This is a genomic window from Streptococcus sp. C300, from assembly GCF_000187645.1.
GTDB lineage: Bacteria > Bacillota > Bacilli > Lactobacillales > Streptococcaceae > Streptococcus > Streptococcus oralis_CQ.
Genome location: NZ_GL732466.1, coordinates 163170 through 187783, shown reverse-complemented (window position 1 = coordinate 187783; position 24614 = coordinate 163170). Strand labels below are relative to the sequence as shown.

The window sequence follows — 24614 nt, the reverse complement described above, 5'->3', positions numbered from 1 at the left end:
CTAGATAAAGAATGGTTGCCTTGGTTTCCTCAATCAGATCAGTAAGGTATTTGACAGCTTCTTTGAGTTTCTGGTAACGCTTAAAATAGCGTTGAGCATTCTGACTGGGAGTCAGGGCCTTATCAAGAGCAATGGTGATAGGTTGATTGGTGTAGTAGTTGTCCAAGGTAACCTGATCTTGGTCATTCGGAACTTGGTGGAGGAAGGTTGTCAACAATTCTCCTTTTTGGCGAAATTCCTCAGCATTGTCTGTCGCTAGTAACTCTTTTTCTTGTTTTTTAAGCTTATGGTGATTTTTTTGAAGCTCATTTTCAACACGACGAATGAGTTCACTGGCTTGCTGTTTAACGCGGTCGCGCTCGGCCTTATCCTTATAATAGGTATCTAAGAGATCCGAAAGACTGGCAAAAGGCTCTCCTACACGATTCGCAAAAGGAACTGGACTGAAGGAAGTCTCTGTTAAGCATGGCTTGGTTTTTTGACTGAAAAAGTTACGGAAGGTAGAAAGTTTATCACGAACCAAGAGTCTTTCCAATTCGTTTGCCGTATCTCGTCCTAGACCTTGAAAGAGACTTTGAAGATTTTTGGCTGTTAGTTCTTGGGTTTGCAAGATTTCAAAGAGTTTTTCATCTTTGGCAGTAAAAGGATTGAGAGATTCGGTGCTTGGCGGAGCGATATAGGTCGATCCTGGAAGTAAGGTGCGGTAGCTATTTTGTGAAAAGCCGACGTGTTTGATAACTTCGAGGATTTTATGGCTGCTTTTATCGACTAGTAGAATATTGCTGTGTTTGCCCATAATCTCGATAATCAAGGTAGCCTGGATATGGTCCCCAATCTCGTTTTTATTGGAAACGGTAATTTCCACGATACGGTCGTTTTCGACTTGCTCAATCGACTCAATCAGGGCACCCTGCAAATACTTTCTCAAAACCATGATAAAAGTAGAAGGTTGGGCTGGATTTTCAAAAGTCGTTTGGGTCAGCTGGATGCGTCCAAAAACAGGATGGGCAGAAAGGAGCAGGCGATGGCTTTGGCGATTGCTGCGGATTTGCAAGATCAACTCTTGTTCAAAAGGTTGATTGATTTTCTGGATGCGACCATTGACTAACTCGCTTCGCAATTCCTCAACCATGTGGTGTAAAAAAAATCCGTCAAATGACATCGTTCTCTCCTTGTGATTGTATTCCATAGTATTATATCAAAAAGGTAGAATAAAATCATGGAAATGTGGTATAATAAAGCCAAGTAAAGAGAATCGAGAAGTACATGTATATTGAAATGGTAGATGAAACTGGTCAAGTTTCACAAGAAATCTTGCAACAAACCCAAGAAATTTTGGAATTTGCAGCCCAAAAAATAGGAAAAGAAGACAAGGAGATGGCAGTTACTTTTGTGACCAACGAGCGTAGCCACGAACTCAATCTGGAGTACCGTGATACCGATCGTCCGACAGATGTCATCAGCCTTGAGTATAAGCCAGAGTTGGACATTGCCTTTGACGAAGAGGATTTGCTTGAAAATCCTGAATTGGCAGAGATGATGTCTGAGTTTGATGCCTACATTGGGGAACTGTTCATCTCTATCGATAAAGCGCATGAGCAGGCTAAGGAATACGGTCACAGCTTTGAGCGTGAGATGGGCTTCTTGGCAGTACACGGCTTTTTACATATCAACGGCTACGATCACTACACTCCGGAAGAAGAAACGGAGATGTTCGGTTTACAAGAAGAAATTTTAACAGCCTATGGACTCACAAGACAATAAACGAAAATGGAAAAATCGTGACCTGGTATCTAGTTTAGAATTTGCTCTTACAGGAATTCTGACTGCCATCAAGGAAGAACGCAATATGCGAAAACATGCAGTGACAGCCCTTGTGGTTATCCTTGCAGGTTTTGTTTTTCAGGTGTCACGAATCGAATGGCTCTTTCTCCTAATGAGCATTTTCTTGGTAGTGGCCTTTGAGATTATTAACTCTGCTATTGAAAATGTGGTGGATTTAGCCAGTCACTATCACTTTTCTATGTTGGCAAAGAAAGCCAAGGACATGGCGGCAGGAGCCGTGCTGGTGGTCTCTCTTTTTGCTGCAGTGACAGGTGCACTTATCTTTCTCCCACGCATTTGGGATTTATTATTTTAAACAGTAAGAGGAAATTATGACATTTAAATCAGGCTTTGTAGCCATTTTAGGGCGTCCCAATGTTGGGAAGTCAACCTTTTTGAATCACGTCATGGGGCAAAAGATTGCTATCATGAGTGATAAGGCGCAAACAACGCGCAATAAAATCATGGGGATTTACACCACAGATAAGGAGCAAATCGTCTTTATCGACACTCCGGGGATTCACAAGCCTAAGACGGCTCTTGGTGATTTTATGGTGGAATCTGCCTACAGCACCCTTCGTGAAGTGGATACTGTTCTCTTCATGGTGCCAGCTGATGAGCCACGTGGTAAGGGCGACGATATGATTATCGAGCGTCTGAAAGCTGCCAAGGTTCCTGTGATTCTGGTGGTGAATAAGATTGACAAGGTTCATCCAGACCAGCTTTTGGCTCAGATTGATGACTTCCGTAACCAGATGGACTTTAAGGAAATTGTTCCGATCTCAGCTCTTCAAGGAAATAACGTTTCTCGTCTAATTGACATTCTCAGTGAAAATCTTGAGGAAGGTTTCCAGTATTTCCCAGCTGATCAAATCACAGATCATCCTGAGCGTTTCTTGGTTTCAGAGATGATTCGTGAGAAAGTTCTTCATTTAACTCGTGAAGAGATCCCTCACTCAGTTGCTGTAGTAGTTGACTCTATGAAGCGTGATGAAGAGACCGACAAGGTTCATATCCGAGCTACTATTATGGTTGAGCGTGATAGCCAAAAGGGTATCATCATCGGAAAAGGTGGCGCCATGCTCAAGAAAATTGGGACCATGGCCCGTCGTGATATCGAACTCATGCTAGGGGATAAGGTTTTCCTAGAAACTTGGGTCAAGGTCAAGAAGAACTGGCGTGATAAAAAGCTAGATTTGGCTGACTTTGGCTATAATGAGAAAGAATACTAAGTAGAGGTGGGCTCATGCCTGCTTCTTGTTTTTACAGAAGGAGGATTTATGCCTGAATTACCTGAGGTTGAAACCGTTCGTCGTGGCTTAGAAAAATTGATTTTGGGAAAGAAGATTTCGAGTGTAGAGGTTCGTTATCCTAAGATGATCAAGACAGATTTGGACGAGTTTCGAAAGGAAGTGCCTGGTCGAGTAATTGAGTCAATAGGACGCCGTGGGAAATATTTGCTTTTTTACCTGAAAGACAAGGTCTTGATTTCCCATTTGCGGATGGAGGGCAAGTATTTTTACTATCCGGATCAGGTTCCTGAACGCAAGCATGCCCATGTTTTGATTCATTTTGAGGATGGAAGCACTCTTGTATATGAGGACGTGCGCAAGTTTGGTACCATGGAACTGCTTGCCCCCGACCTATTGGACGCCTACTTTGTTTCTAAAAAATTAGGACCTGAGCCAATAGAGCAGGACTTTGATTTGCAGTCCTTCCAAGCTGCTCTAGCCAAGTCTAAAAAGCCTATCAAATCCCACCTCCTAGACCAAACCTTGGTCGCTGGTCTTGGCAATATCTATGTGGATGAGGTCCTCTGGCGAGCACAGGTCCATCCAGCAAGACCTTCGCAGACTTTGACGGCAGAAGAAGCGTTAGCCATCCATGACCAGACCATTGCTGTTTTGGGACAGGCAGTCGAAAAGGGCGGTTCCACCATTCGGACCTATACCAATGCCTTTGGGGAAGACGGAACCATGCAGGACTTCCATCAGGTCTATGATAAGACTGGACAAGCATGTTCGCGCTGTGGGACAGTGATTGAGAAATTCCAACTCGGTGGACGAGGAACTCATTTTTGTCCTCAGTGTCAAAGGAGGGACTGATGGGGAAAATCATTGGAATCACAGGAGGAATTGCTTCTGGTAAGTCAACTGTGACAAATTTCCTAAGAGAGAAAGGCTTTCAAGTGGTCGATGCTGACTCAGTCGTCCACCAGCTACAAAAACCTGGTGGTCGTCTTTATCAGCTCTTAGTTCACCACTTTGGGCAGGAAATCATCCTTGAAAATGGAGAACTCAATCGCCCTCTCCTGGCTAATCTCATCTTCTCAAATCCTGAGGAGCGAGAATGGTCTAAACAAACCCAAGGAGAGATTATTCGTGAGGAATTGGCTGCACTGAGAGACCAGTTGGCTCAGACAGAAGCGATTTTTTTCATGGATATTCCCCTACTTTTTGAACAGGACTACAGTGCTTGGTTTGATGAAACTTGGCTGGTCTATGTGGACCGAGATGTTCAGGTGGAACGTTTCATGAAACGAAATCAACTTTCTAAGGAAGTAGCAGAGTCGCGTTTGGCCGCCCAATGGTCTTTAGAGAAAAAGAAAGATTTGGCCAGTCATGTTCTAGACAACAATGGCAGTCGTGATCAGCTTGTGACTCAAGTAGTGAAGTTACTTGAAGGAGGCGATAGCTGTGCAAGAGATTAGTTGGAAAGAGAATCTTCGTGTCGCCTGGTTCGGTAGTTTTCTAACGGGCGCCAGCATTTCCTTGGTCGTTCCTTTCATGCCTATCTTTGTAGAACAGTTGGGAATTGAAGGGGACCAAGTTGCTTTTTATGCTGGATTAGCCATCTCAGTTTCGGCTGTTTCAGCAGCTCTAGTTTCTCCTATCTGGGGTATTCTTGCTGACAAATATGGTCGAAAACCCATGATGATTCGAGCAGGTCTTGCCATGACCATCACTATGGGAGGTTTGGCCTTCGTGCCAAATATCTATTGGCTACTCTTTCTGCGCTTGCTCAATGGTGTATTTACTGGTTTTGTCCCCAATGCAACGGCCTTGATTGCTAGTCAGGTACCTAAAGATAAGTCTGGAGCGGCTCTAGGGACTCTATCTACAGGTGTAGTTGCGGGAACACTGACGGGCCCCTTTGTTGGAGGCTTTATTGCTGAAATTTTTGGCATTCGTAATGTTTTTTTATTGGTAGGCGCTTTCTTATTTTTAGCTGCAATCCTAACCATTTTCTTTATCAAGGAAGATTTTCATCCAGTGGCTAAGGAGAAGGCTATCCCAACGAAAGAAGTATTTTCTGCTTTCAAGTATCCTAGGCTCTTAGTAAACCTATTTTTGACGAGCTTTGTCATTCAATTTTCAGCTCAATCAATTGGCCCCATTCTAGCTCTCTATGTGCGGGACTTAGGGCAGACTGAGAATCTCCTCTTTGTATCAGGATTGATTGTATCCAGCATGGGATTTTCTAGCATGATGAGTGCTGGAATTCTAGGAAAACTTGGCGATAAGGTTGGGAATCATAGATTGTTAGTTGTGGCGCAGATTTATTCCGTCATCATTTACATACTTTGTGCTCATGCAACCAGCCCCCTTCAACTTGGCTTGTATCGTTTTCTCTTTGGTTTGGGAACGGGAGCTCTCATACCGGGGGTTAATGCCCTTCTTAGCAAATTGACTCCAAAATCAGGTATTTCAAGGATTTTCGCCTTCAACCAAGTCTTTTTTTACCTCGGTGGAGTGATTGGACCTATGGCGGGATCCGCAGTTGCAGGATATTTGGGCTACCATGCTGTCTTTTATGCGACAGCAGCCTGTGTGGCTTTCAGTTGTTTATGTAACTTAGTGCAATTTAGATCATTATTAAAAGTAAAGGAAATCTAGTGCGAGTAAAAATCAATCTCAAGTGCTCCTCTTGTGGCAGCATGAATTATCTAACCAGTAAGAACTCCAAAACCCATCCAGACAAGATTGAGGTGTTAAAATATTGTCCAAAGGAAAGAAAAGTAACTTTACATCTTGAATCTAAGTAGAATTTATGGTAAAATAATAGGGATTTTAAGGAGTTTGATATGTATAACCTATTATTAACCATTTTATTAGTATTATCTGTTGTGATTGTGATTGCGATTTTCATGCAACCAACTAAGAACCAATCCAGCAATGTATTTGATGCCAGCTCAGGTGATTTGTTTGAACGTAGTAAAGCGCGTGGTTTTGAAGCTGTGATGCAACGTTTGACAGGTATTTTAGTCTTTTTCTGGCTAGCCATTGCCTTAGCATTGACGGTATTATCAAGTAGATAAGAAATGGGCGAGACTAGGTCTTAGCCTATTTTTATTTTTAACGACACTTACAAAGTTATCAATCAAAAAAATATAAAAATCTAGAAAGAAAACATGAAAGATAAAATTAAAGAATATTTGCAAGAGAAGGGGCGAGTGACGGTAAATGACCTGGCTCAGGCTCTCGGAAAGGATGGGTCCAAGGATTTCCGTGAGTTGATTAAAACCCTGTCTCTGATGGAAAGAAAGCACCAGATTCGTTTTGAAGATGATGGTAGTTTATGTCTGGACCAAAAGAAGAAACATGAAATCACCCTCAAAGGGATTTTTCATGCCCATAAAAATGGCTTTGGATTTGTCAGTCTGGAAGGCGAAGAGGACGATCTTTTTGTAGGAAAAAACGATGTCAACTATGCCATTGATGGTGATACCGTTGAGGTCGTGATTAAGAAAGTCGCTGACCGTAACAAGGGAACTGCTGCAGAAGCAAAAATTATCGATATCCTAGAGCATAGCCTGACGACAGTTGTCGGGCAAATCGTTTTGGATCAGGAAAAGCCCAAGTATGCGGGCTACATCCGTTCAAAAAATCAGAAAATCAGCCAACCGATTTATGTGAAGAAACCAGCTATCAAGTTGGAAGGAACAGAGGTTCTCAAGGTCTTTATCGATAAATACCCAAGTAGAAAACACGATTTCTTTGTAGCATCTGTACTTGATGTAGTAGGACATTCTACTGATGCTGGGATTGACGTTCTTGAAGTCTTGGAATCCATGGATATTGTTTCAGAATTTCCAGAAGCTGTTCTCAAGGAGGCAGAAAGTGTACCAGAAGCTCCGTCTCAAAAGGATATGGAAGGGCGTCTTGATTTAAGAGATGAGCTTACCTTTACTATTGACGGTGCGGATGCCAAGGACTTGGACGACGCAGTACACATCAAGCCTTTAAAGAATGGCAATATCGAACTCGGAGTTCACATCGCGGATGTTTCCTACTACGTGACTGAGGGTTCTGCCCTGGACAAGGAAGCCCTTAACCGCGCGACTTCTGTCTACGTGACAGACCGTGTGGTACCAATGCTTCCAGAGCGTTTGTCAAACGGCATTTGCTCTCTCAATCCTCAAGTAGATCGCTTGACCCAGTCTGCTATTATGGAAATTGATAAACATGGTCGTGTGGTTAATTACACCATTACCCAAACGGTCATTAAGACTAGCTTCCGTATGACCTATAGCGCTGTCAATGACATCCTGGCTGGCGACGAGGAAAAGAGACAAGAGTTTAAGAAAATTGTTCCAAGTATCGAACTCATGGCCAAGCTCCATGAAAGGCTAGAAAGCATGCGTGAGAAGCGTGGTGCCCTTAACTTTGATACCAGCGAAGCAAAGATTCTAGTGGATAAAAAAGGTAAGCCTGTTGATATCGTTCTTCGTCAGCGTGGTGTTGCTGAGCGGATGATCGAGTCCTTCATGTTGATTGCCAATGAAACAGTTGCCGAGCACTTTAGCAAGCTGGACCTACCTTTCATCTATCGAATCCACGAGGAGCCCAAGGCTGAAAAAGTTCAGAAGTTTATTGACTATGCTTCAAGCTTTGGTTTGCGGATTTATGGGACTGCCAGTGAGATTAGCCAGGAGGCGCTTCAAGACATCATGCGTGCTGTTGAGGGAGAACCCTATGCGGATGTATTGTCCATGATGCTTCTCCGTTCTATGCAACAGGCTCGCTATTCTGAGCACAATCACGGTCACTATGGCCTTGCTGCAGACTATTATACTCACTTCACCAGTCCTATTCGCCGTTATCCAGATCTCCTTGTCCACCGCATGATTCGGGACTATGGTCGTTCCAAGGAAATAGCCGAGCATTTTGAACAAGTGATTCCAGAGATTGCAACCCAGTCTTCCAATCGTGAGCGTCGTGCCATCGAGGCCGAGCGTGAAGTCGAAGCCATGAAAAAGGCTGAGTACATGGAAGAATACGTTGGTGAAGAGTACGACGCAGTTGTATCAAGCATCGTCAAATTCGGTCTCTTTGTTGAATTGCCAAATACAGTCGAAGGATTGATTCACATTACCAATTTGCCTGAATTTTATCATTTTAATGAACGTGATTTGACTCTTCGTGGGGAGAAATCAGGAACAACCTTCCGTGTGGGACAGCAAATTCGTATTCGTGTAGAAAGAGCCGATAAGATGACAGGAGAGATTGATTTCTCTTATATTCCAAGTGAGTTTGATGTCATCGAAAAGGGCTTGAAACAAGCTGGTCGCAGAGACAGGGGTCGTGGCTCAAGTCGTCGTTCGGATAAGAAGGAAGACAAGAGAAAATCAGGGCGCTCAAATGATAAGCACAAGCATTCACAAAAAGATAAAAAGAAAAAAGGCAAGAAACCTTTTTACAAGGAAGTAGCTAAGAAAGGAGCCAAGCATGGCAAAGGGCGAGGGAAAGGTCGTCGCACAAAATAAAAAGGCGCACCACGACTATACAATCGTAGATACGCTAGAGGCAGGAATGGTCCTAACCGGAACTGAAATCAAGAGCGTTCGAGCAGCTCGAATCAATCTCAAGGACGGCTTTGCCCAAGTAAAAAATGGGGAAGTCTGGCTGAGCAATGTCCATATCGCCCCTTACGAAGAGGGCAATATCTGGAACCAGGAACCAGAACGACGTCGCAAACTTCTGCTCCATAAGAAGCAAATTCAAAAATTGGAACAAGAGACCAAAGGGACAGGAATGACCCTTGTTCCCCTTAAAGTCTATATCAAAGATGGTTATGCTAAACTCCTTTTAGGACTTGCTAAAGGGAAACATGACTATGACAAACGGGAGTCAATCAAGCGTCGTGAACAAAACCGCGACATCGCGCGTGTGATGAAAGCTGTCAACCAGCGTTAAGAAGAGGAAGTAAAATGGAAAAATTAATTGCCTATAAACGGATGCCCTTGTGGAATAAACAGACCATGCCTGAAGCAGTTCAGCAAAAGCACAATACCAAGGTCGGCACTTGGGGAAAAATTACTGTCTTAAAGGGGGCACTCAAGTTTATTGAGTTGACAGAAGATGGTGAGGTTCTAGCTGAGCACCTCTTTGAGGCAGGAGCTGGCAATCCCATGGCTCAACCGCAAGCCTGGCATCGAGTAGAGGCTGCCACTGATGATGTAGAATGGTACTTGGAATTTTATTGTAAACCTGAGGATTATTTCCCTAAGAAATACCAGACCAATCCAGTCCATTCAGAGGTCCTAGAGGCTATGCAGACGGTGAAACCAGGAAGAGCCTTGGATTTGGGTTGTGGTCAGGGGCGTAACTCTCTCTTTCTCGCACAGAATGGTTTTGATGTGACAGCTGTGGATCAAAATGAATTGTCCCTTGAAATCTTGCAAAGCATCGTAGAGCAAGAGGATCTAGACATGCCTGTCGGACTATACGATATCAATTCAGCCAGCATTAGCCAAGCCTATGATTTCATCGTATCGACAGTTGTTCTGATGTTCCTACAAGCGGACCGCATTCCAGCTATTATCCAAAATATGCAGGAGCACACTACGGTCGGTGGCTATAACATTATCGTCTGTGCCATGGATACAGAGGATTATCCTTGCTCAGTGAACTTCCCATTCACCTTTAAAGAAGGGGAGTTGGCGGACTACTACAAGGATTGGGAATTGGTCAAGTATAATGAAAACCCAGGACATCTGCACCGTCGTGATGAAAATGGCAATCGCATTCAACTACGCTTTGCGACTATGTTAGCCAAAAAAGTCAAGTAAATCAAACCTATACTAGCGAATAGAAATCACTTTGCAAGGTTTCTATTCGTTTTTGTTTGCGTTGGTTGATTGGGACGAGCAGGATTTTATGCTATACTAGAAGTAGGAAATCTGAGCAGTAGGGCTGTATTGTTGATACTCTCAGCGCAAGAAAGTCTTTATGATGGAGGTGGTCGAATGACGAGTCTTTTGGTGGAATTGTATGATCGGCATGTATTGGAAAAGAATGTCTACCAAGCCTTTATCAGTGATTGTGACGAGATTCTTTTTCTATCTTTGACGAAAATAAGCAATGAAGAGAAGCTCTCTCTCCGTCAGTTTATCATGGAAGAGGTACCTCATATCCAACGAGTGACCTTTCGTCAGTTATCCTTAGAACAACTAGCAAACCAGTTGGATTATTGTCTAGCAGGCTATGACCAGGTTCTTCTTGATGTTTTTGGTGGGGATTCGCTACTAGCCTTATCCCTCTATCAATACGGCTTGGATCGGCAGCTCCCCATCGTTGCCATGGATGTCGAGCGGGGAAAACAATACAAGTGGGTAGCCGGTCAGTTAGAAAAAGAAGACATGGACATTCCAACCCTAAGCATCCAACAGTTGATAGCCTTGCGTGGTGGAAAAATGCTCAAATCAAAACGCCCTATCCACTCAGCTCAGCAAATTGCAGCCATCAAAAAGCTAGCCAGCTCTGCCATTGCCAATCCTGCCCACTGGTATCAAGTGACCCAATTTTTCTCTCTAGCTAAGACCAATGACCTGCATGCTGAAACCGAAAAGATCCTGGAAAACAACGGCAAGTATTATCACTATCCAGAATCCCTTGTCCCCTTACTTGTGAAAGCGGGGATGCTTTGTATTGAAAGTGAGGACAAAAAACGAGTAGCTTACAGTTTTCCAAGTCAAGAAGCTCAGGTCTTTTGTCGCAACAAGGGGCATATTTTAGAGGTATATCTCTATCTCTTGGCGCTTGAATCTCAGCTGTTTGATGAGTGCATGATAGGTGGTGAGATTGATTGGAATGGCATCTTTCCAGAGGCGGATAATGTCCAAAATGAGATTGATGTCATTCTGAGAAAGGGCCGCTCGATTACCTTCATCTCCTGCAAAATGACAGATTTATCAGTTGAAGCCATCAACGAACTAGAAGTCTACGCCAATCATTTTGCTGGAGAGAGTTGCCTCAAGTTAATTGTCTGTACGGGGAAAATCAATCCAGCTTATGCCAATCGCTGCCAAGAATACGGCGTGCTGGTCATTAGAAGTGAGCAGATTTCCAATCTCATTCCCATGCTAAAAAAATATTCTAAGAGACAAAAAAGATAAGAAATAATATTAAGAAAGGCTGGAATTCCAGCCTTTTTTACTTCTTTTTCGAATAAATGAGAAAAGGAGGTAGCCCATGTTTGTAGCCAGAGATGCCAAGGGAAATTTGATAAACGCTCTCGAAAAAGATGTGACCAAGCAAGCTTATACTTGTCCAGCCTGTGGAGGCGGACTACGATTGCGCCAAGGACAGAGTATTCGGTCGCATTTTGCCCATGAATCTTTAAGAGATTGTATGGCTATTTTCGAGAATGAAAGTCCAGAACACTTGGGAAATAAAGAGGCCCTTTATCATTGGGTCAAGAAGGACAATCAAGTCGCCTTAGAATATAGTCTGCCCGAGATTCAGCAGATAGCAGATGTTCTCGTCAATGAGAAACTAGCTCTGGAGGTTCAGTGCAGTTCCTTGTCTCAAAAGCTTTTAGGCGATAGAAGTCGAGGCTACCGCAGTCAGGGATACCAAGTTATCTGGCTACTGGGAGAAAAACTCTGGTTAAAAGAGCGACTTACACAATTGCAAAGGGGATTTCTCTATTTTAGTCAAAATATGGGATTCTTTGTTTGGGAACTAGATTTCAAAAAGCAAGTTTTGAGACTCAAATATCTTCTGCATCAGGACCTACGTGGCAAGCTTCATTTTCAGGTCAAGGAATTTCCCTATGGCCAAGGAAATCTCTTGGAAATTCTACGATTTCCTTATCAAAAACAAAAACTGCCTCGTTTTGCAGTTGTGCAAGATTCCACTATCTGTCACTACATTCGCCAGCAGTTGTACTACCAAACGCCTTACTGGATGAAGAAGCAGGAGGAAGCTTATTATCAAGGAGACAATCTATTAAACCATCAACTGGACGACTGGTATCCCCAGGTCAGACCGATAGAGTCAGGTGATTTTTTGCAGATTGAAACGGATTTGGCTAGCTATTATAGAAATTTTCAGGCTTACTATCAAAAAAATCCGAAAAATAATCGCCAAAAGCTCTATCCACCAGCCTTTTATCACTTATATTTCTCAAAAAATGTGGTAAAATAGAAAGGATGGAGGAATCTTATGGTATTACAACGACATGAAATAAATGAAAAAGATACATGGGATCTTTCGACAATCTACCCAACAGACCAGGCTTGGGAAGAAGCCTTGAAAGATTTAACTGAAAAAGTACAAACAGCATCTCAGTATGAGGGACATCTTTTGGACAGCGCAGACAGTTTGCTTGAGATCACAGAATTCTCACTCGACTTGGAACGCCAAGTTGAAAAGCTTTATGTCTATGCGCATATGAAAAATGACCAGGACACGCGTGAAGCCAAGTATCAAGAGTACTATGCTAAGGCAATGACCCTATACAGTCAGTTAGAACAAGCCTTTTCATTCTATGAACCTGAGTTTATGGAGATTAGCCAAGAGCAGTATGCGGCCTTCCTAGAAGCTCAACCAAAACTCCAAGTTTACAAGCACTTTTTTGACAAGCTCTTGCAAAAGAAAGACCATGTCCTTTCGCAACGTGAGGAAGAATTGCTTGCTGGAGCAGGAGAAATCTTTGGTTCTGCTAGTGAAACCTTCGCTATTTTGGACAATGCGGATATTAGCTTCCCATACGTGCTTGATGACGAAGGCAAGGAAGTGCAACTCTCACACGGTACTTACATCCGTTTGATGGAGTCTAAAAACCGTGAAGTGCGTCGTGGTGCCTATGAAGCCCTCTATGCGACTTACGAGCAATTCCAACACACTTATGCTAAGACTTTGCAGACAAATGTTAAGGTGCAAAACTACCGTGCCAAAGTTCGCAACTATAAGAGTGCTCGCCATGCAGCCCTCGCAGCAAATTTTGTTCCAGAAAGTGTCTATGAAAATCTAGTAGCAGCAGTTCGCAAACATTTGCCACTCTTGCATCGATACCTTAACCTGCGTTCTAAAATCTTGGGGATTTCAGATCTCAAGATGTATGATGTCTACACACCGCTTTCGTCAGTAGATTATAGCTTTACCTACGAAGAAGCCTTGAAAAAGGCAGAAGAAGCTTTGGCAGTTTTAGGTGACGACTACTTGAGCCGTGTTAAACGTGCCTTCAGTGAGCGTTGGATTGATGTCTATGAAAACCAAGGCAAGCGTTCTGGTGCCTACTCTGGTGGTTCTTACGATACCAATGCCTTTATGCTTCTCAACTGGCAGGACAATCTAGACAATCTCTTTACCCTTGTCCATGAAACAGGTCACAGTATGCACTCCAGCTATACTCGTGAAACCCAACCTTATGTTTACGGAGATTACTCTATCTTCTTGGCTGAGATTGCCTCAACGACCAACGAAAATATCTTGACAGAGAAATTGTTGGAAGAAGTTGAAGACGATGCAACGCGCTTTGCTATTCTCAATAACTTCCTAGATGGTTTCCGTGGAACAGTCTTCCGTCAAACTCAATTCGCTGAGTTTGAACATGCCATCCACCAAGCAGACCAAAATGGAGAAGTCTTGACAAGTGATTTCCTCAATAAACTCTACGCTGACTTGAACCAAGATTACTATGGACTCAGCAAGGAAGACAATCCTCAGATCCAATACGAGTGGGCACGCATTCCACATTTCTACTATAACTACTATGTTTATCAGTATTCAACTGGTTTTGCAGCTGCTTCAGCCTTGGCTGAGAAGATTGTCCACGGTAGTCAAGAAGACCGTGACCGCTATATCGACTACCTCAAGGCAGGTAAGTCTGACTATCCGCTCAATGTCATGAGAAAAGCTGGTGTTGATATGGAGAAGGAAGACTATCTTAACGATGCCTTTGCAGTCTTTGAACGTCGCTTGAACGAGTTTGAAGCTCTTGTTGAAAAATTGGGACTAGCTTAAGATGGTAGAGTCTTATAGTAAAAATGCCAATCACAATATGCGACGTCCCGTCGTTAAAGAAGAAATCGTAGAACTCATGCGGCAGCGTCAAAAGCAGGTGACAGGTTCTTTGAAAGAATTGGAGACCTTTGCTCGCAAGGAGAACATTCCCATCATTCCCCATGAAACAGTTGCCTACTTCCGTTTTCTTATGGAAACTATGCAACCTAAGAACATTTTGGAGATTGGAACGGCAATTGGCTTTTCTGCCCTCCTGATGGCGGAACATGCGCCAGATGCCAAGATTACAACGATTGATCGTAATCCAGAAATGATAGGCTTTGCCAAGGAAAACTTTGCCCAGTTTGACAGTCGTCAGCAAATCACTCTTTTAGAGGGAGATGCAGTCGATGTTTTATCCAGTTTGACAGAAACTTATGACTTTGTCTTTATGGATTCGGCCAAGTCCAAGTACATCGTCTTTCTGCCTGAAATCCTCAAGCACTTGGAAGTTGGTGGAGTAGTGGTCTTGGATGATATTTTCCAAGGAGGAGATGTTGCCAAGGACATCATGGAAGTCCGCCGAGGTCAACGCACCATTTACCGTGGTTTGCAAAGACTTTTCGACGCAACGTTGGACAATCCAGGTCTAACAGCAACTCTAGTTCCGCTTGGAGACGGCATTCTCATGTTACGAAAGAATCTAGCAGAAGTAGAGCTTCCTGAGAGCGAATGATTTTCAGAAAAATTTAAGAAATTATAGTAAAATAGATAAGGTAACACTTACCGTAAAAGGAGTAAAAATGAAGAAAAAACTTATGGCAGGAGCCATCACACTTTTATCAGTAGCAACACTTGCAGCTTGTTCAAACAGTTCTGAAGGAAAAGATTTGATCAGCATGAAGGGCGATGTGATTACAGAGCATCAATTCTTTGAAGAAGTAAAGAACAATCCAACTGCACAACAAGTCTTGCTCAATATGACCATCCAAAAAGTATTTGAACAACAATATGGATCAGAAGTAACGGATAAAGATGTGGATGATGCTGTTGCTGAAGAACAAAAGAAATACGGCGATAGCTACAACAGCGTGCTTCAACGTGCAGGTATGACACCTGAGACTCGTAAAGCTCAAATCCGCACTAGCAAATTGGTTGAATTAGCAGTTAAAAAGGCTGCTGAGAGTGAGTTGACAGACGAAGCCTACCAAAAAGCTTTTGAGTCTTACACACCAGATGTAACAGCTCAAATCATCCGTTTGGATAATGAAGACAAGGCAAAAGAAGTACTTGAGAAAGCTAAAGCAGAAGGTGCAGATTTTGCTCAGTTGGCAAAAGACAACTCTAATGACGATAAAACAAAAGAAAATGGTGGAGAAATCACTTTTGACTCTGCTTCAACAGAACTTCCAGAACAAGTCAAGAAAGCAGCCTTTGCCTTGGATGTGAACGGGGTTTCTGATGTGATTACAGCTACTGGAACACAAGCCTATAGCAGTCAGTTCTACATCATCAAAGTAACGAAGAAAACAGAAAAATCTTCTAATATAGAGGATTACAAAGAAAAATTGAAGACTATCATCTTGACTCAAAAACAAAATGATTCAGCTTTTGTTCAAGGAGTAATTGGTAAAGAATTGCAAGCAGCAAACATCAAGGTTAAAGACCAAGCCTTCCAAAACATCTTCACCCAATACATCGGTGGTGGTGACTCAAGCTCAAGCAGCAGTTCTTCATCTAACTAAGTAAGCAAAAAACAAATCTCAAAAGAGATTTGTTTTTTTATACCTGATACTAGAAAATGAGTAAAATTCGAAGGATTAAAGGATAAGAGTTTTTTTCTTTCTGAAAAAGTGGTATAATAGCAATCAAAACTAGAAAATAAAACGGAATTGGGAACAGAAGCGTCTGTTCCTATTAGAGTGGTGAAATATGAAAATTAGTAAAAGGCACCTACTAAACTATTCCATTTTGATTCCTTATTTCCTTTTATCGATTTTGGGACTGATTGTGGTGTACTCGACAACGAGTGCAACCTTGATCGAAGAAGGGAAAAGCGCCTTTCAATTGGTGCGTAACCAGGGGATCTTCTGGATAGCTAGTTTGATTTTGATTGCCTTAATCTATAAATTAAAATTAGGTTTCCTAAGAAATGGGCGTCTCATCTTTATCGTAATGATTGTGGAGATGGTTCTTTTAGCTCTGGCGCGACTGGTCGGGACACCTGTCAATGGAGCATACGGATGGATTTCTGTAGGACCTGTAACGATTCAGCCTGCAGAGTACCTTAAGATTATCATCATCTGGTACCTGGCACATCGATTTTCAAAACAACAAGATGAGATTGCGGTTTATGACTTCCAGGTTTTGACACAGAATCAGTGGCTACCTCGAGCTTTTAACGACTGGCGTTTTGTTCTGCTAGTTCTGATTGGTAGCTTGGGAATTTTCCCAGACTTGGGAAATGCGACCATCTTGGTCTTGGTGGCGCTCATCATGTATACGGTTAGTGGGATCGCCTATCGTTGGTTCTCGACCATTTTGGCTCTCTTGGCAGGGAGCTCAATGTTAGTCTTGTCTGTCATTCGCTTTGTTGGGGTTGAAAAGTTCTCTCAAATTCCTGTATTTGGTTACGTTGCTAAACGTTTTAGTGCCTTCTTTAATCCCTTTAATGACTTGGCAGGTGCAGGACACCAGCTCGCAAATTCCTACTATGCAATGGTAAATGGTGGCTGGTTTGGACTGGGACTGGGGAATTCTATCGAGAAGCGTGGTTATCTGCCAGAAGCCCATACGGATTTTGTCTTTTCGATTGTCATCGAGGAGTTTGGATTCGTAGGAGCTAGTATGATTTTGGCTTTACTCTTCTTCTTGATTTTGCGAATCATCTTGGTTGGTATTCGAGCAAAGGATCCCTTTAACTCCATGGTTGCTATTGGTGTCGGAGGGATGATCCTTGTTCAGGTCTTTGTCAATATCGGTGGGATTTCAGGGTTGATTCCTTCTACAGGGGTAACCTTCCCCTTCCTTTCACAAGGTGGGAACAGTCTACTGGTATTATCCGTAGCCATCGCGCTTGTACTGAACATTGATGCCAGTGAAAAACGTGCCAAGCTTATCAGAGAATACGAGAATCAAACCGATGAAAGTCTGTAAGGATTGTATGGAAAGGAAAGTATATGTCTCTTCAAAAATTAGAAAACTATAGTAATAAAGCAGTCGTCCAAGAAGAAGTCTTGATTCTGACTGAGCTATTAGAAGATATCACAAAAAATATGCTGGCGCCAGAAACCTTTGAAAAGATTATCCAGTTGAAGGAATTATCAACTAGCGAGAATTATCAAGGGCTCAATGACCTAGTGACCAGTCTTTCGAATGAAGAAATGATTTACATTTCACGCTATTTCTCTATCCTTCCACTTTTGATTAATATCTCTGAGGATGTGGATTTGGCCTATGAAATCAATCACCAAAACAATGTGGACCAAGACTATCTAGGAAAACTATCTACAACGATTAAGATGGTAGCTGAAAAAGAAAATGCAGCCGAAATTTTAGAAAAGTTAAATGTCGTTCCTGTCTTGACCGCCCATCCAACGCAAGTACAACGCAAGAGTATGCTGGATTTGACCAACCATATCCATACGCTCTTGCGCAAGTACCGTGATGTCAAACTCGGCTTGATTAATAAAGAAAAATGGCACACAGATCTCCGTCGTTACATTGAAATTATCATGCAAACGGACATGATTCGTGAGAAGAAATTGAAAGTAACCAACGAAATCACCAACGTGATGGAGTACTACCAAAGTTCTTTCCTGAATGCTGTTCCACGTTTGACAGCTGAGTATAAAAAAATGGCAAAAGAACAAGGTATCGATCTCCAACATCCAAAACCGATTACCATGGGGATGTGGATCGGAGGAGACCGTGATGGAAATCCTTTCGTAACAGCGGAAACCCTCAATAAATCAGCCTTGACTCAGTGTGAAGTCATCATGAACTACTATGATGAAAAGATTTATAATCTTTATCGTGAATTTTCACTGTCAACCAGCATCGTGAATGTCAGCGACAAGGTTCGTGAGATGGCGCTGAAGTCACAAGATAACTCCATTTACCGTGAAAAAGAACTCTATCGTCGTGCTCTTTTTGACATTCAAGCTAAGATGCAGGCAACTAAGGCTTATCTCATTGAAGACAAGGAACTTCAGCCTAGATATGCCACTGCAGATGAATTTTATCAAGATTTGTTGGCCATTCGGGACTCTCTCCTTGAAAACAAAGGGGAATACCTGATTTCTGGAGAATTTGTCGAGTTGATGCAAGCTGTCGAAATCTTTGGCTTCTACCTTGCCTCTATTGACATGCGCCAGGATTCTAGCGTTCACGAAGCCTGTGTGGCTGAATTGTTAGCATCAGCTGGTATCAACGATCACTATAGCGATCTGTCTGAAGACGAAAAATGTAGCCTTCTCTTAAAAGAGTTGGAAGAAGATCCTCGTATCCTCTCAGCCACTCATGCTGAAAAGTCAGAACTTCTTGAGAAGGAACTGTCTATCTTTAAAGCTGCCCGCAAGTTGAAGGATAAACTGGGTGAAAATGTCATTCGTCAAACCATTATCTCACATGCAACCAGTGTATCAGATATGCTAGAGCTAGCAATCATGCTCAAGGAAGTAGGCTTGGTTGATTCCCAAAAAGCACGAGTTCAGATTGTTCCCCTCTTTGAAACTATTGAGGACTTAGACCATTCGGAAGAAACCATGAGAAGATATTTCTCTCTTCCTTTGGCTAAAAAATGGATTGCTTCAAAAGACAACTACCAAGAAATCATGCTTGGCTACTCTGATAGTAACAAGGATGGTGGTTACCTGTCCTCATGTTGGACTCTCTACAAGGCGCAACAACAACTAACTGCTATCGGTGATGAATTTGGCGTTAAGGTCACTTTCTTCCACGGTCGTGGTGGTACTGTGGGTCGTGGTGGTGGACCAACTTATGAAGCCATCACATCTCAACCGCTCAAGTCTATTAAGGACCGTATCCGTCTGACTGAGCAAGGAGAAGTCATTGGAAATAAATACGGAAACAAAGACGCTGCTTATTATAACCTTGAAATGTTGGTTTCTGCAGCCATTAACCGCATGATTACCAAGAAGAAGAGTGATATCAATACGTCAAATCGTTACGAAGCTATCATGGATCAAGTAGTGGACCGTAGTTATGATATCTACCGTGATTTGGTCTTTGGAAATGAACATTTCTATGACTATTTCTTTGAATCAAGTCCAATCAAAGCTATTTCAAGCTTCAATATCGGTTCGCGTCCAGCAGCTCGTAAGACCATCACTGAAATTGGTGGTTTGCGTGCCATTCCTTGGGTCTTCTCATGGTCACAAAGCCGTGTCATGTTTCCTGGATGGTATGGAGTAGGATCCAGCTTTAAAGAGTTTATAGATCAAGATCCAAAGAATATCGAGTTCCTTCGTGATATGTACCAAAACTGGCCTTTCTTCCAATCTTTGCTTTCCAATGTGGACATGGTCTTGTCTAAGTCTAATATGAATATTGCTTTTGAATATGCCAAGCTCTGTGAAGACGAAGAAGTACAAGCTATCTACTACACTATTTTAGATGAATGGCAGTTGACTAAGGACGTTATTTTAGCTATCGAAGGTTATGACGAACTCTTGGCAGAAAACTCTTACCTAAAAGACAGTCTAAACTATCGTATGCCTTACTTTAATATCCTTAACTACATCCAGTTGGAGTTGATCAAACGTCAACGTCGCGGAGAATTGTCGGCAGACGAAGAAAAACTGATCCATACAACTATCAACGGAATTGCAACTGGTTTGCGTAATTCAGGCTGATATTCTACAAACTTCCTCTTTTTTCAAGGGGAAGTTTTTGAATTGTTTAAAAAATTCTAAAAATAAGCTTGACAAGTAGTTGAAAAATGATATAATTTAAACATTCAGAAAGTAATCTTGCTCATTTTTTAGAGAGTCTGTGGTTGGTGAAAGCAGATAGATGAAATTGATGAAATTGGGCTGAATGTACTTAAGAATTTGAAATCATAAAAATTCGGTGAGCACACCTTATAGTGCAACTCGTTATTGCGAGAAAGAGCGATAGGGATATTCCCTATAATTGAGGTGGCACCGCGCATCGACGTCCTCACACAAGTTTTTTGTGTGAGGACTTTTTCTATAGGGAGGAAAGATATTGGAATTTAAACGATGGCATCGCTTGATGATGTGATTTAACAAGTTAAGGTAAAAGAATTAAGGAGAAAGAATATGAAAAATAAACGTTTGATTGGAATTGTCGCTGGATTAGCAGTATTGGTGGTGGCTAGCTTGATTTATTCATCTATGAACAAGCCAGCAGCTAAAGAAGAGCAAAAGGTTGCTAAGGTTGGTGTCCTTCAATTTGTTAGTCACCCATCCTTGGACTTGATTTACCAAGGGATTCAAGATGGACTAGCTGAAGAAGGCTATAAGGACGACCAAGTAAAAATCGACTTTATGAACTCTGAAGGCGATCAGAGCAAGGTTGCAACCATGAGTAAACAATTGGTGGCAAATGGAAACGATGTTGTTGTTGGGATCGCGACACCAGCGGCTCAAGGACTCGCTAGTGCTACAAAAGACCTACCAGTTATCATGGCGGCTATTACAGACCCAATCGGTGCTAACTTAGTCAAAGATTTGAAAAAACCAGGTGGCAACATTACAGGGGTGTCAGATCATAACCCAGCTGAACAGCAAGTGGAATTGATTAAAACTTTGACACCAAATGTCAAAACAATCGGCGCTCTTTACTCAAGTAGCGAAGATAACTCAAAAACACAGGTAGAAGAATTCAAGGCTTATGCTGAAAAAGCAGGTTTGACAGTCGAAACATTTGCTGTTCCATCAACAAATGAAATTGCTTCAACAGTTAATGTCATGACAAGTAAGGTCGATGCGATTTGGGTTCCAATTGACAACACCATTGCATCAGCATTCTCAACAGTTGTTTCAAGCAACCAAACAGCTAAAAAGCCAATCTACCCAAGTGCTACTGCCATGGTAGAAGCAGGTGGATTAGCATCTGTAGTAGTTGACCAACACGATCTTGGAGTGGCTACTGGTAAAATGATTGCCAAAGTTTTGAAAGGTGAAAAACCAGCTGATACGCCAGTTAATGTCTTTTCAACTGGTAAGTCAGTGATTAACAAAAAACTAGCGCAGGAACTTGGTATCACCATTCCTGAGTCCGTTCTAAAAGAAGCAGGACAAGTGATTGAATAAAGATAAAGGAGGAGCTGGACACATCTCCTCCCATTTTTACTAAAGAAAGAAATGAGTGAAAGATTATGATAGTATCCATTATTTCTCAGGGGATGGTCTGGGCGATTTTAGGTTTGGGAATCTTTATGACTTTTCGAATTTTGAATTTCCCTGATATGACTACTGAAGGTTCTTTTCCTCTTGGGGGAGCAGTAGCTGTAACCTTGATAACACAGGGAGTCAATCCGTTTTTAGCGACCTTAGCTGCAGTAGGAGCGGGCTGTCTAGCTGGAATGGCGACAGGTCTCTTATATACCAAAGGAAAAATCCCAACTCTCTTATCAGGGATTTTAGTCATGACTTCCTGCCATTCCATCATGCTCATGATTATGGGGCGTGCCAATCTGGGGCTTCTTGGAACCAAGCAAATTCAGGATTTCTTGCCTTTCGATTCAGACCTTAACCAACTCCTGACTGGATTAATCTTTGTAGCTCTTGTAATTGGTCTCATGCTCTTTTTCCTTGATACCAAACTAGGTCAGGCCTACATCGCTACTGGTGATAATCCTGATATGGCTCGTAGCTTTGGTATCAATACGGGACGTATGGAACTCATGGGTTTGGTTCTCTCAAATGGGATTATCGCGCTTGCAGGGGCCTTAATTGCTCAACAAGAAGGATACGCGGATGTTTCTAGAGGAATTGGCGTGATTGTCGTAGGGCTTGCTAGCTTGATTATTGGTGAGGTTTTGTTCAAGAGTTTGACCCTGGCAGAGCGACTCATGACCATCGTTGTAGGGTCTATTGCTTATCAGTTCCTTGTTTGGGGAGTGATTGCTCTTGGGTTTAATACAAGTTATCTTCGTTTGTACAGCGCCTTGATTTTGGCAGTTTGCCTCATGATTCCAACCTTCAAAAACAAATACCTGAAAGGAGTCAAGTTTAGCAAATGACAGCAATTGTAGAATTAAAAAATGCTACCAAAGTCATCACGAATGGCTTTGATGAGGAAAAAATCATTCTGAATGATGTTTCTCTTGAAATTTTCGAACATGATTTCATTACCATCCTAGGGGGAAATGGAGCAGGGAAGTCAACGCTTTTTAACACGATTGCAGGTACCTTACCTTTAACAAGTGGAAATATCCGTATCATGGGCGAGGACGTGACGAATTTTTCACCTGAAAAGCGGGCTAAGTACTTGTCTCGCGTCTTTCAGGATCCTAAGATGGGTACGGCTCCCCGTATGACAGTGGCGGAAAATCTCTTGATTGCCAAGTTTCGTGGTGAGAAGAGAGGACTCCTGCCTAGAAGGCTTTCAAGCCATAGGGAAGAGTTCCAGACTACCATTGAAAAGGTTGGAAATGGTCTTGAAAAACATCTGGACACTCCTATTGAGTTTCTTTCAGGTGGACAACGTCAGGCCTTGAGTCTCTTGATGGCAACTTTGAAACGACCAGAGTTGCTCTTGTTGGATGAACACACAGCAGCCCTTGACCCAAAAACAAGTGTGGCATTGATGGAATTAACAGATGACTTTGTCAGCAAAGATCATCTAACAGCCTTGATGATTACCCACCATATGGAAGATGCACTGAAGTATGGAAACCGTCTGATTGTCATGAAGGAAGGTCGCATCATCCAAGACCTCAATAAAGAAGAAAAAGCTAAGATGAAAATTTCAGACTACTATCAATTATTTGAATAGATGAGTGAAGTAACCATCAAAAAATAGTGAAAATTAACTTAGAAACATGGAAGTGTTTCTGAGTTTTTTATCACCTCTTTCTATCTAGAAAAATAAGGCAAAGAGAATTACGGAAAGCGTATGAAATGGTTTACTTTTTTTCAGAAATGAGCTATACTAGTTTACGTGAAACTATGATAAGATGGAGGTATTGTGTATGGTTGACAAGAAAGTCATTGAAGAAATCAAAAACAATGCCAACATTGTGGAAGTCATAGGTGATGTGATTTCTTTACAAAAGGCTGGACGGAACTATTTAGGGCTCTGTCCTTTTCATGGTGAAAAGACCCCTTCTTTCAACGTTGTGGAAGACAAGCAGTTTTATCACTGTTTTGGCTGTGGTCGTTCAGGAGATGTCTTTAAGTTTATCGAAGAATACCAAGGTGTGTCCTTCATGGAAGCCGTTCAGCTCTTAGGAGAGCGCGTCGGTATTCAACTAGCTACGCCGGTACAGTCTCGTCCCCAACAAACTTCCCCTCATCAAGCTCTATACGATATGCATGAAGAAGCTGCCCGTTTTTACCATGCCATCCTCATGACGACAAAGATGGGAGAAGAAGCAAGGGCTTATCTCTACAAACGCGGATTGACAGATGATGTTCTGAAGCACTTCCAGATTGGACTAGCTCCAGCAGAGAGAACTTATCTCTATCAACGTTTAGCTGACAAGTTTGAGGAAAAGGATTTATTGGATTCGGGCTTGTTTTATCTGTCAGATGGTAATCAATTTTATGATACTTTCTTTGGACGGATCATCTTTCCTTTGACCAATGACAAGGGACAGGTCATTGCCTTTTCAGGTCGTATCTGGCAAGAAACGGATAGTCAGACTGCCAAATATAAAAATAGTCGCTCGACTGCAATTTTTAACAAGAGTTACGAATTGTATCATTTGGACAAGGCAAAAAAGGGAACAGGTAAGATTACAGAGCTCTATCTGATGGAAGGCTTCATGGATGTGATCGCGGCCTACCGTGCTGGTATAGAAAATGCTGTAGCTTCCATGGGAACAGCCTTAAGCAAGGAGCATGTTGATCACCTCAAACGCTTTACCAAAAAGATAGTTCTCAGCTATGATGGTGACAAGGCAGGGCAGGCAGCAACAGCCAAGGCTCTAGAGGAGTTAAAAGACTTCTCAGTTGAGGTTGTCCGAGTACCTGATGCCATGGACCCAGATGAGTATTTGCAAAAGAATTCTGCTGAAGACCTGGCTTACCTTTTAACCAAGACTCGGATTAGTCCTATAGAGTTCTATATTCACCAGCTAAAGCCTGAAAATAGTGATAACTTACAGGCGCAAATCGAATTCATTGAAAAGATTGCGCCCCTAATCGCCAAAGAAAAGTCTATCACTGCCCAGAATTCTTATATCCACATTCTGGCGGATAATCTACCTTCTTTTGATTACCAACAGGTGGAGCAGATAGTAAATGAAAGTCGCATTGTTCAGAGGCAGGAAAGAGTTAAAGAGGAGCAACCTCCAGCAGCGATTAGTTTGCCTGTAACGCGGCAACTGACAGCAGTCATGAGAGC

The 24614-nt window shown here is 42.3% G+C and carries 23 protein-coding genes and 1 other annotated feature; of the genes, 22 read left to right on the top strand and 1 reads right to left on the bottom strand.

Annotated elements, in window-relative coordinates; all coding sequences use genetic code 11:
- The coding region (locus HMPREF0849_RS00925) for an NFACT family protein (RefSeq protein WP_033605335.1) at positions 1-1162 on the bottom strand (1162 nt) is incomplete at its 3' end.
- 104 nt (positions 1163-1266) lie between these two features.
- Between HMPREF0849_RS00925 and ybeY the strand changes: the two genes are divergently transcribed.
- The 22 genes from ybeY to dnaG form a co-directional block, all read left to right on the top strand.
- The gene (ybeY, locus tag HMPREF0849_RS00920) at positions 1267-1764 is read left to right on the top strand and encodes an rRNA maturation RNase YbeY (protein WP_000275170.1); all 498 of its coding nucleotides are present in this window, start codon (positions 1267-1269) and stop codon (positions 1762-1764) included.
- Entirely contained in the window at positions 1745-2140 is a 396-nt protein-coding gene (locus HMPREF0849_RS00915) for a diacylglycerol kinase family protein (RefSeq protein WP_000378186.1), read from the top strand. The genes ybeY and HMPREF0849_RS00915 overlap by 20 nt, the downstream gene beginning before the upstream one ends.
- Before the next feature lie 16 nt (positions 2141-2156).
- Positions 2157-3056 (top strand): GTPase Era, encoded by a 900-nt coding sequence (gene era / locus HMPREF0849_RS00910; protein WP_000143274.1) that lies wholly within the window; start codon positions 2157-2159, stop codon positions 3054-3056.
- Between the two features lie 48 nt (positions 3057-3104).
- A complete protein-coding gene (gene mutM, locus HMPREF0849_RS00905) occupies positions 3105-3929 on the top strand; it encodes a DNA-formamidopyrimidine glycosylase (RefSeq protein WP_001114633.1) in 825 nt (274 codons plus the stop codon).
- Positions 3929-4534 (top strand): dephospho-CoA kinase, encoded by a 606-nt coding sequence (coaE, locus tag HMPREF0849_RS00900; RefSeq protein ID WP_000516168.1) that lies wholly within the window; start codon positions 3929-3931, stop codon positions 4532-4534. Before mutM ends, coaE begins: the two co-directional genes overlap by 1 nt.
- On the top strand, positions 4521-5720 hold the full coding sequence (locus HMPREF0849_RS00895) for a multidrug efflux MFS transporter (protein ID WP_001156297.1): 1200 nt from the start codon (positions 4521-4523) through the stop codon (positions 5718-5720). Before coaE ends, HMPREF0849_RS00895 begins: the two co-directional genes overlap by 14 nt.
- Complete coding sequence (rpmG, locus tag HMPREF0849_RS00890; protein ID WP_007519517.1) at positions 5720-5869, top strand: 50S ribosomal protein L33; 150 nt, start codon at positions 5720-5722, stop codon at positions 5867-5869. Before HMPREF0849_RS00895 ends, rpmG begins: the two co-directional genes overlap by 1 nt.
- 39 nt (positions 5870-5908) lie before the next feature.
- Positions 5909-6142: a preprotein translocase subunit SecG gene (secG, locus tag HMPREF0849_RS00885; protein ID WP_000282517.1), complete on the top strand. Its 234-nt coding sequence runs from the start codon at positions 5909-5911 to the stop codon at positions 6140-6142.
- Between the two features lie 93 nt (positions 6143-6235).
- Entirely contained in the window at positions 6236-8590 is a 2355-nt protein-coding gene (rnr, locus tag HMPREF0849_RS00880) for a ribonuclease R (protein WP_000653278.1), read from the top strand.
- Complete coding sequence (gene smpB / locus HMPREF0849_RS00875; RefSeq protein WP_001051742.1) at positions 8553-9020, top strand: SsrA-binding protein SmpB; 468 nt, start codon at positions 8553-8555, stop codon at positions 9018-9020. The genes rnr and smpB overlap by 38 nt, the downstream gene beginning before the upstream one ends.
- Before the next feature lie 14 nt (positions 9021-9034).
- Positions 9035-9895, top strand: coding sequence for an SAM-dependent methyltransferase TehB (gene tehB / locus HMPREF0849_RS00870; RefSeq protein ID WP_000413064.1), 861 nt, complete (start codon positions 9035-9037; stop codon positions 9893-9895).
- 177 nt (positions 9896-10072) lie between these two features.
- Positions 10073-11221 carry a hypothetical protein gene (locus HMPREF0849_RS00865; protein WP_000202641.1) on the top strand — a complete coding sequence of 383 codons (1149 nt, stop codon included), beginning with the start codon at positions 10073-10075 and terminating at the stop codon, positions 11219-11221.
- Between the two features lie 76 nt (positions 11222-11297).
- Positions 11298-12254 (top strand): competence protein CoiA, encoded by a 957-nt coding sequence (locus HMPREF0849_RS00860; RefSeq protein WP_000495875.1) that lies wholly within the window; start codon positions 11298-11300, stop codon positions 12252-12254.
- Between the two features lie 18 nt (positions 12255-12272).
- Positions 12273-14075, top strand: a complete 1803-nt coding sequence (pepF, locus tag HMPREF0849_RS00855) for an oligoendopeptidase F (protein ID WP_000244100.1) — start codon at positions 12273-12275, stop codon at positions 14073-14075.
- A 1-nt stretch (position 14076) separates the two neighbouring features.
- On the top strand, positions 14077-14790 hold the full coding sequence (locus HMPREF0849_RS00850; protein ID WP_000230412.1) for an O-methyltransferase: 714 nt from the start codon (positions 14077-14079) through the stop codon (positions 14788-14790).
- 67 nt (positions 14791-14857) lie between these two features.
- On the top strand, positions 14858-15799 hold the full coding sequence (gene prsA / locus HMPREF0849_RS00845) for a peptidylprolyl isomerase PrsA (protein ID WP_000728080.1): 942 nt from the start codon (positions 14858-14860) through the stop codon (positions 15797-15799).
- A 187-nt stretch (positions 15800-15986) separates the two neighbouring features.
- Positions 15987-17210, top strand: a complete 1224-nt coding sequence (gene ftsW, locus HMPREF0849_RS00840) for a cell division peptidoglycan polymerase FtsW (RefSeq protein WP_000703343.1) — start codon at positions 15987-15989, stop codon at positions 17208-17210.
- A 23-nt stretch (positions 17211-17233) separates the two neighbouring features.
- Positions 17234-19930: a phosphoenolpyruvate carboxylase gene (gene ppc, locus HMPREF0849_RS00835; protein ID WP_000058167.1), complete on the top strand. Its 2697-nt coding sequence runs from the start codon at positions 17234-17236 to the stop codon at positions 19928-19930.
- A 96-nt stretch (positions 19931-20026) separates the two neighbouring features.
- Positions 20027-20242, top strand: a binding site (T-box leader).
- Positions 20243-20359: 117 nt separating this feature from the next.
- Positions 20360-21355, top strand: coding sequence for a tryptophan ABC transporter substrate-binding protein (gene trpX / locus HMPREF0849_RS00830; RefSeq protein WP_000792183.1), 996 nt, complete (start codon positions 20360-20362; stop codon positions 21353-21355).
- 65 nt (positions 21356-21420) lie between these two features.
- Positions 21421-22287, top strand: coding sequence for an ABC transporter permease (locus HMPREF0849_RS00825; RefSeq protein ID WP_000637248.1), 867 nt, complete (start codon positions 21421-21423; stop codon positions 22285-22287).
- A complete protein-coding gene (locus HMPREF0849_RS00820; protein ID WP_000125417.1) occupies positions 22284-23042 on the top strand; it encodes an ABC transporter ATP-binding protein in 759 nt (252 codons plus the stop codon). Before HMPREF0849_RS00825 ends, HMPREF0849_RS00820 begins: the two co-directional genes overlap by 4 nt.
- 196 nt (positions 23043-23238) lie before the next feature.
- A partial coding sequence (gene dnaG / locus HMPREF0849_RS00815) for a DNA primase (RefSeq protein ID WP_033605334.1) occupies positions 23239-24614 on the top strand: 1376 nt, incomplete at its 3' end.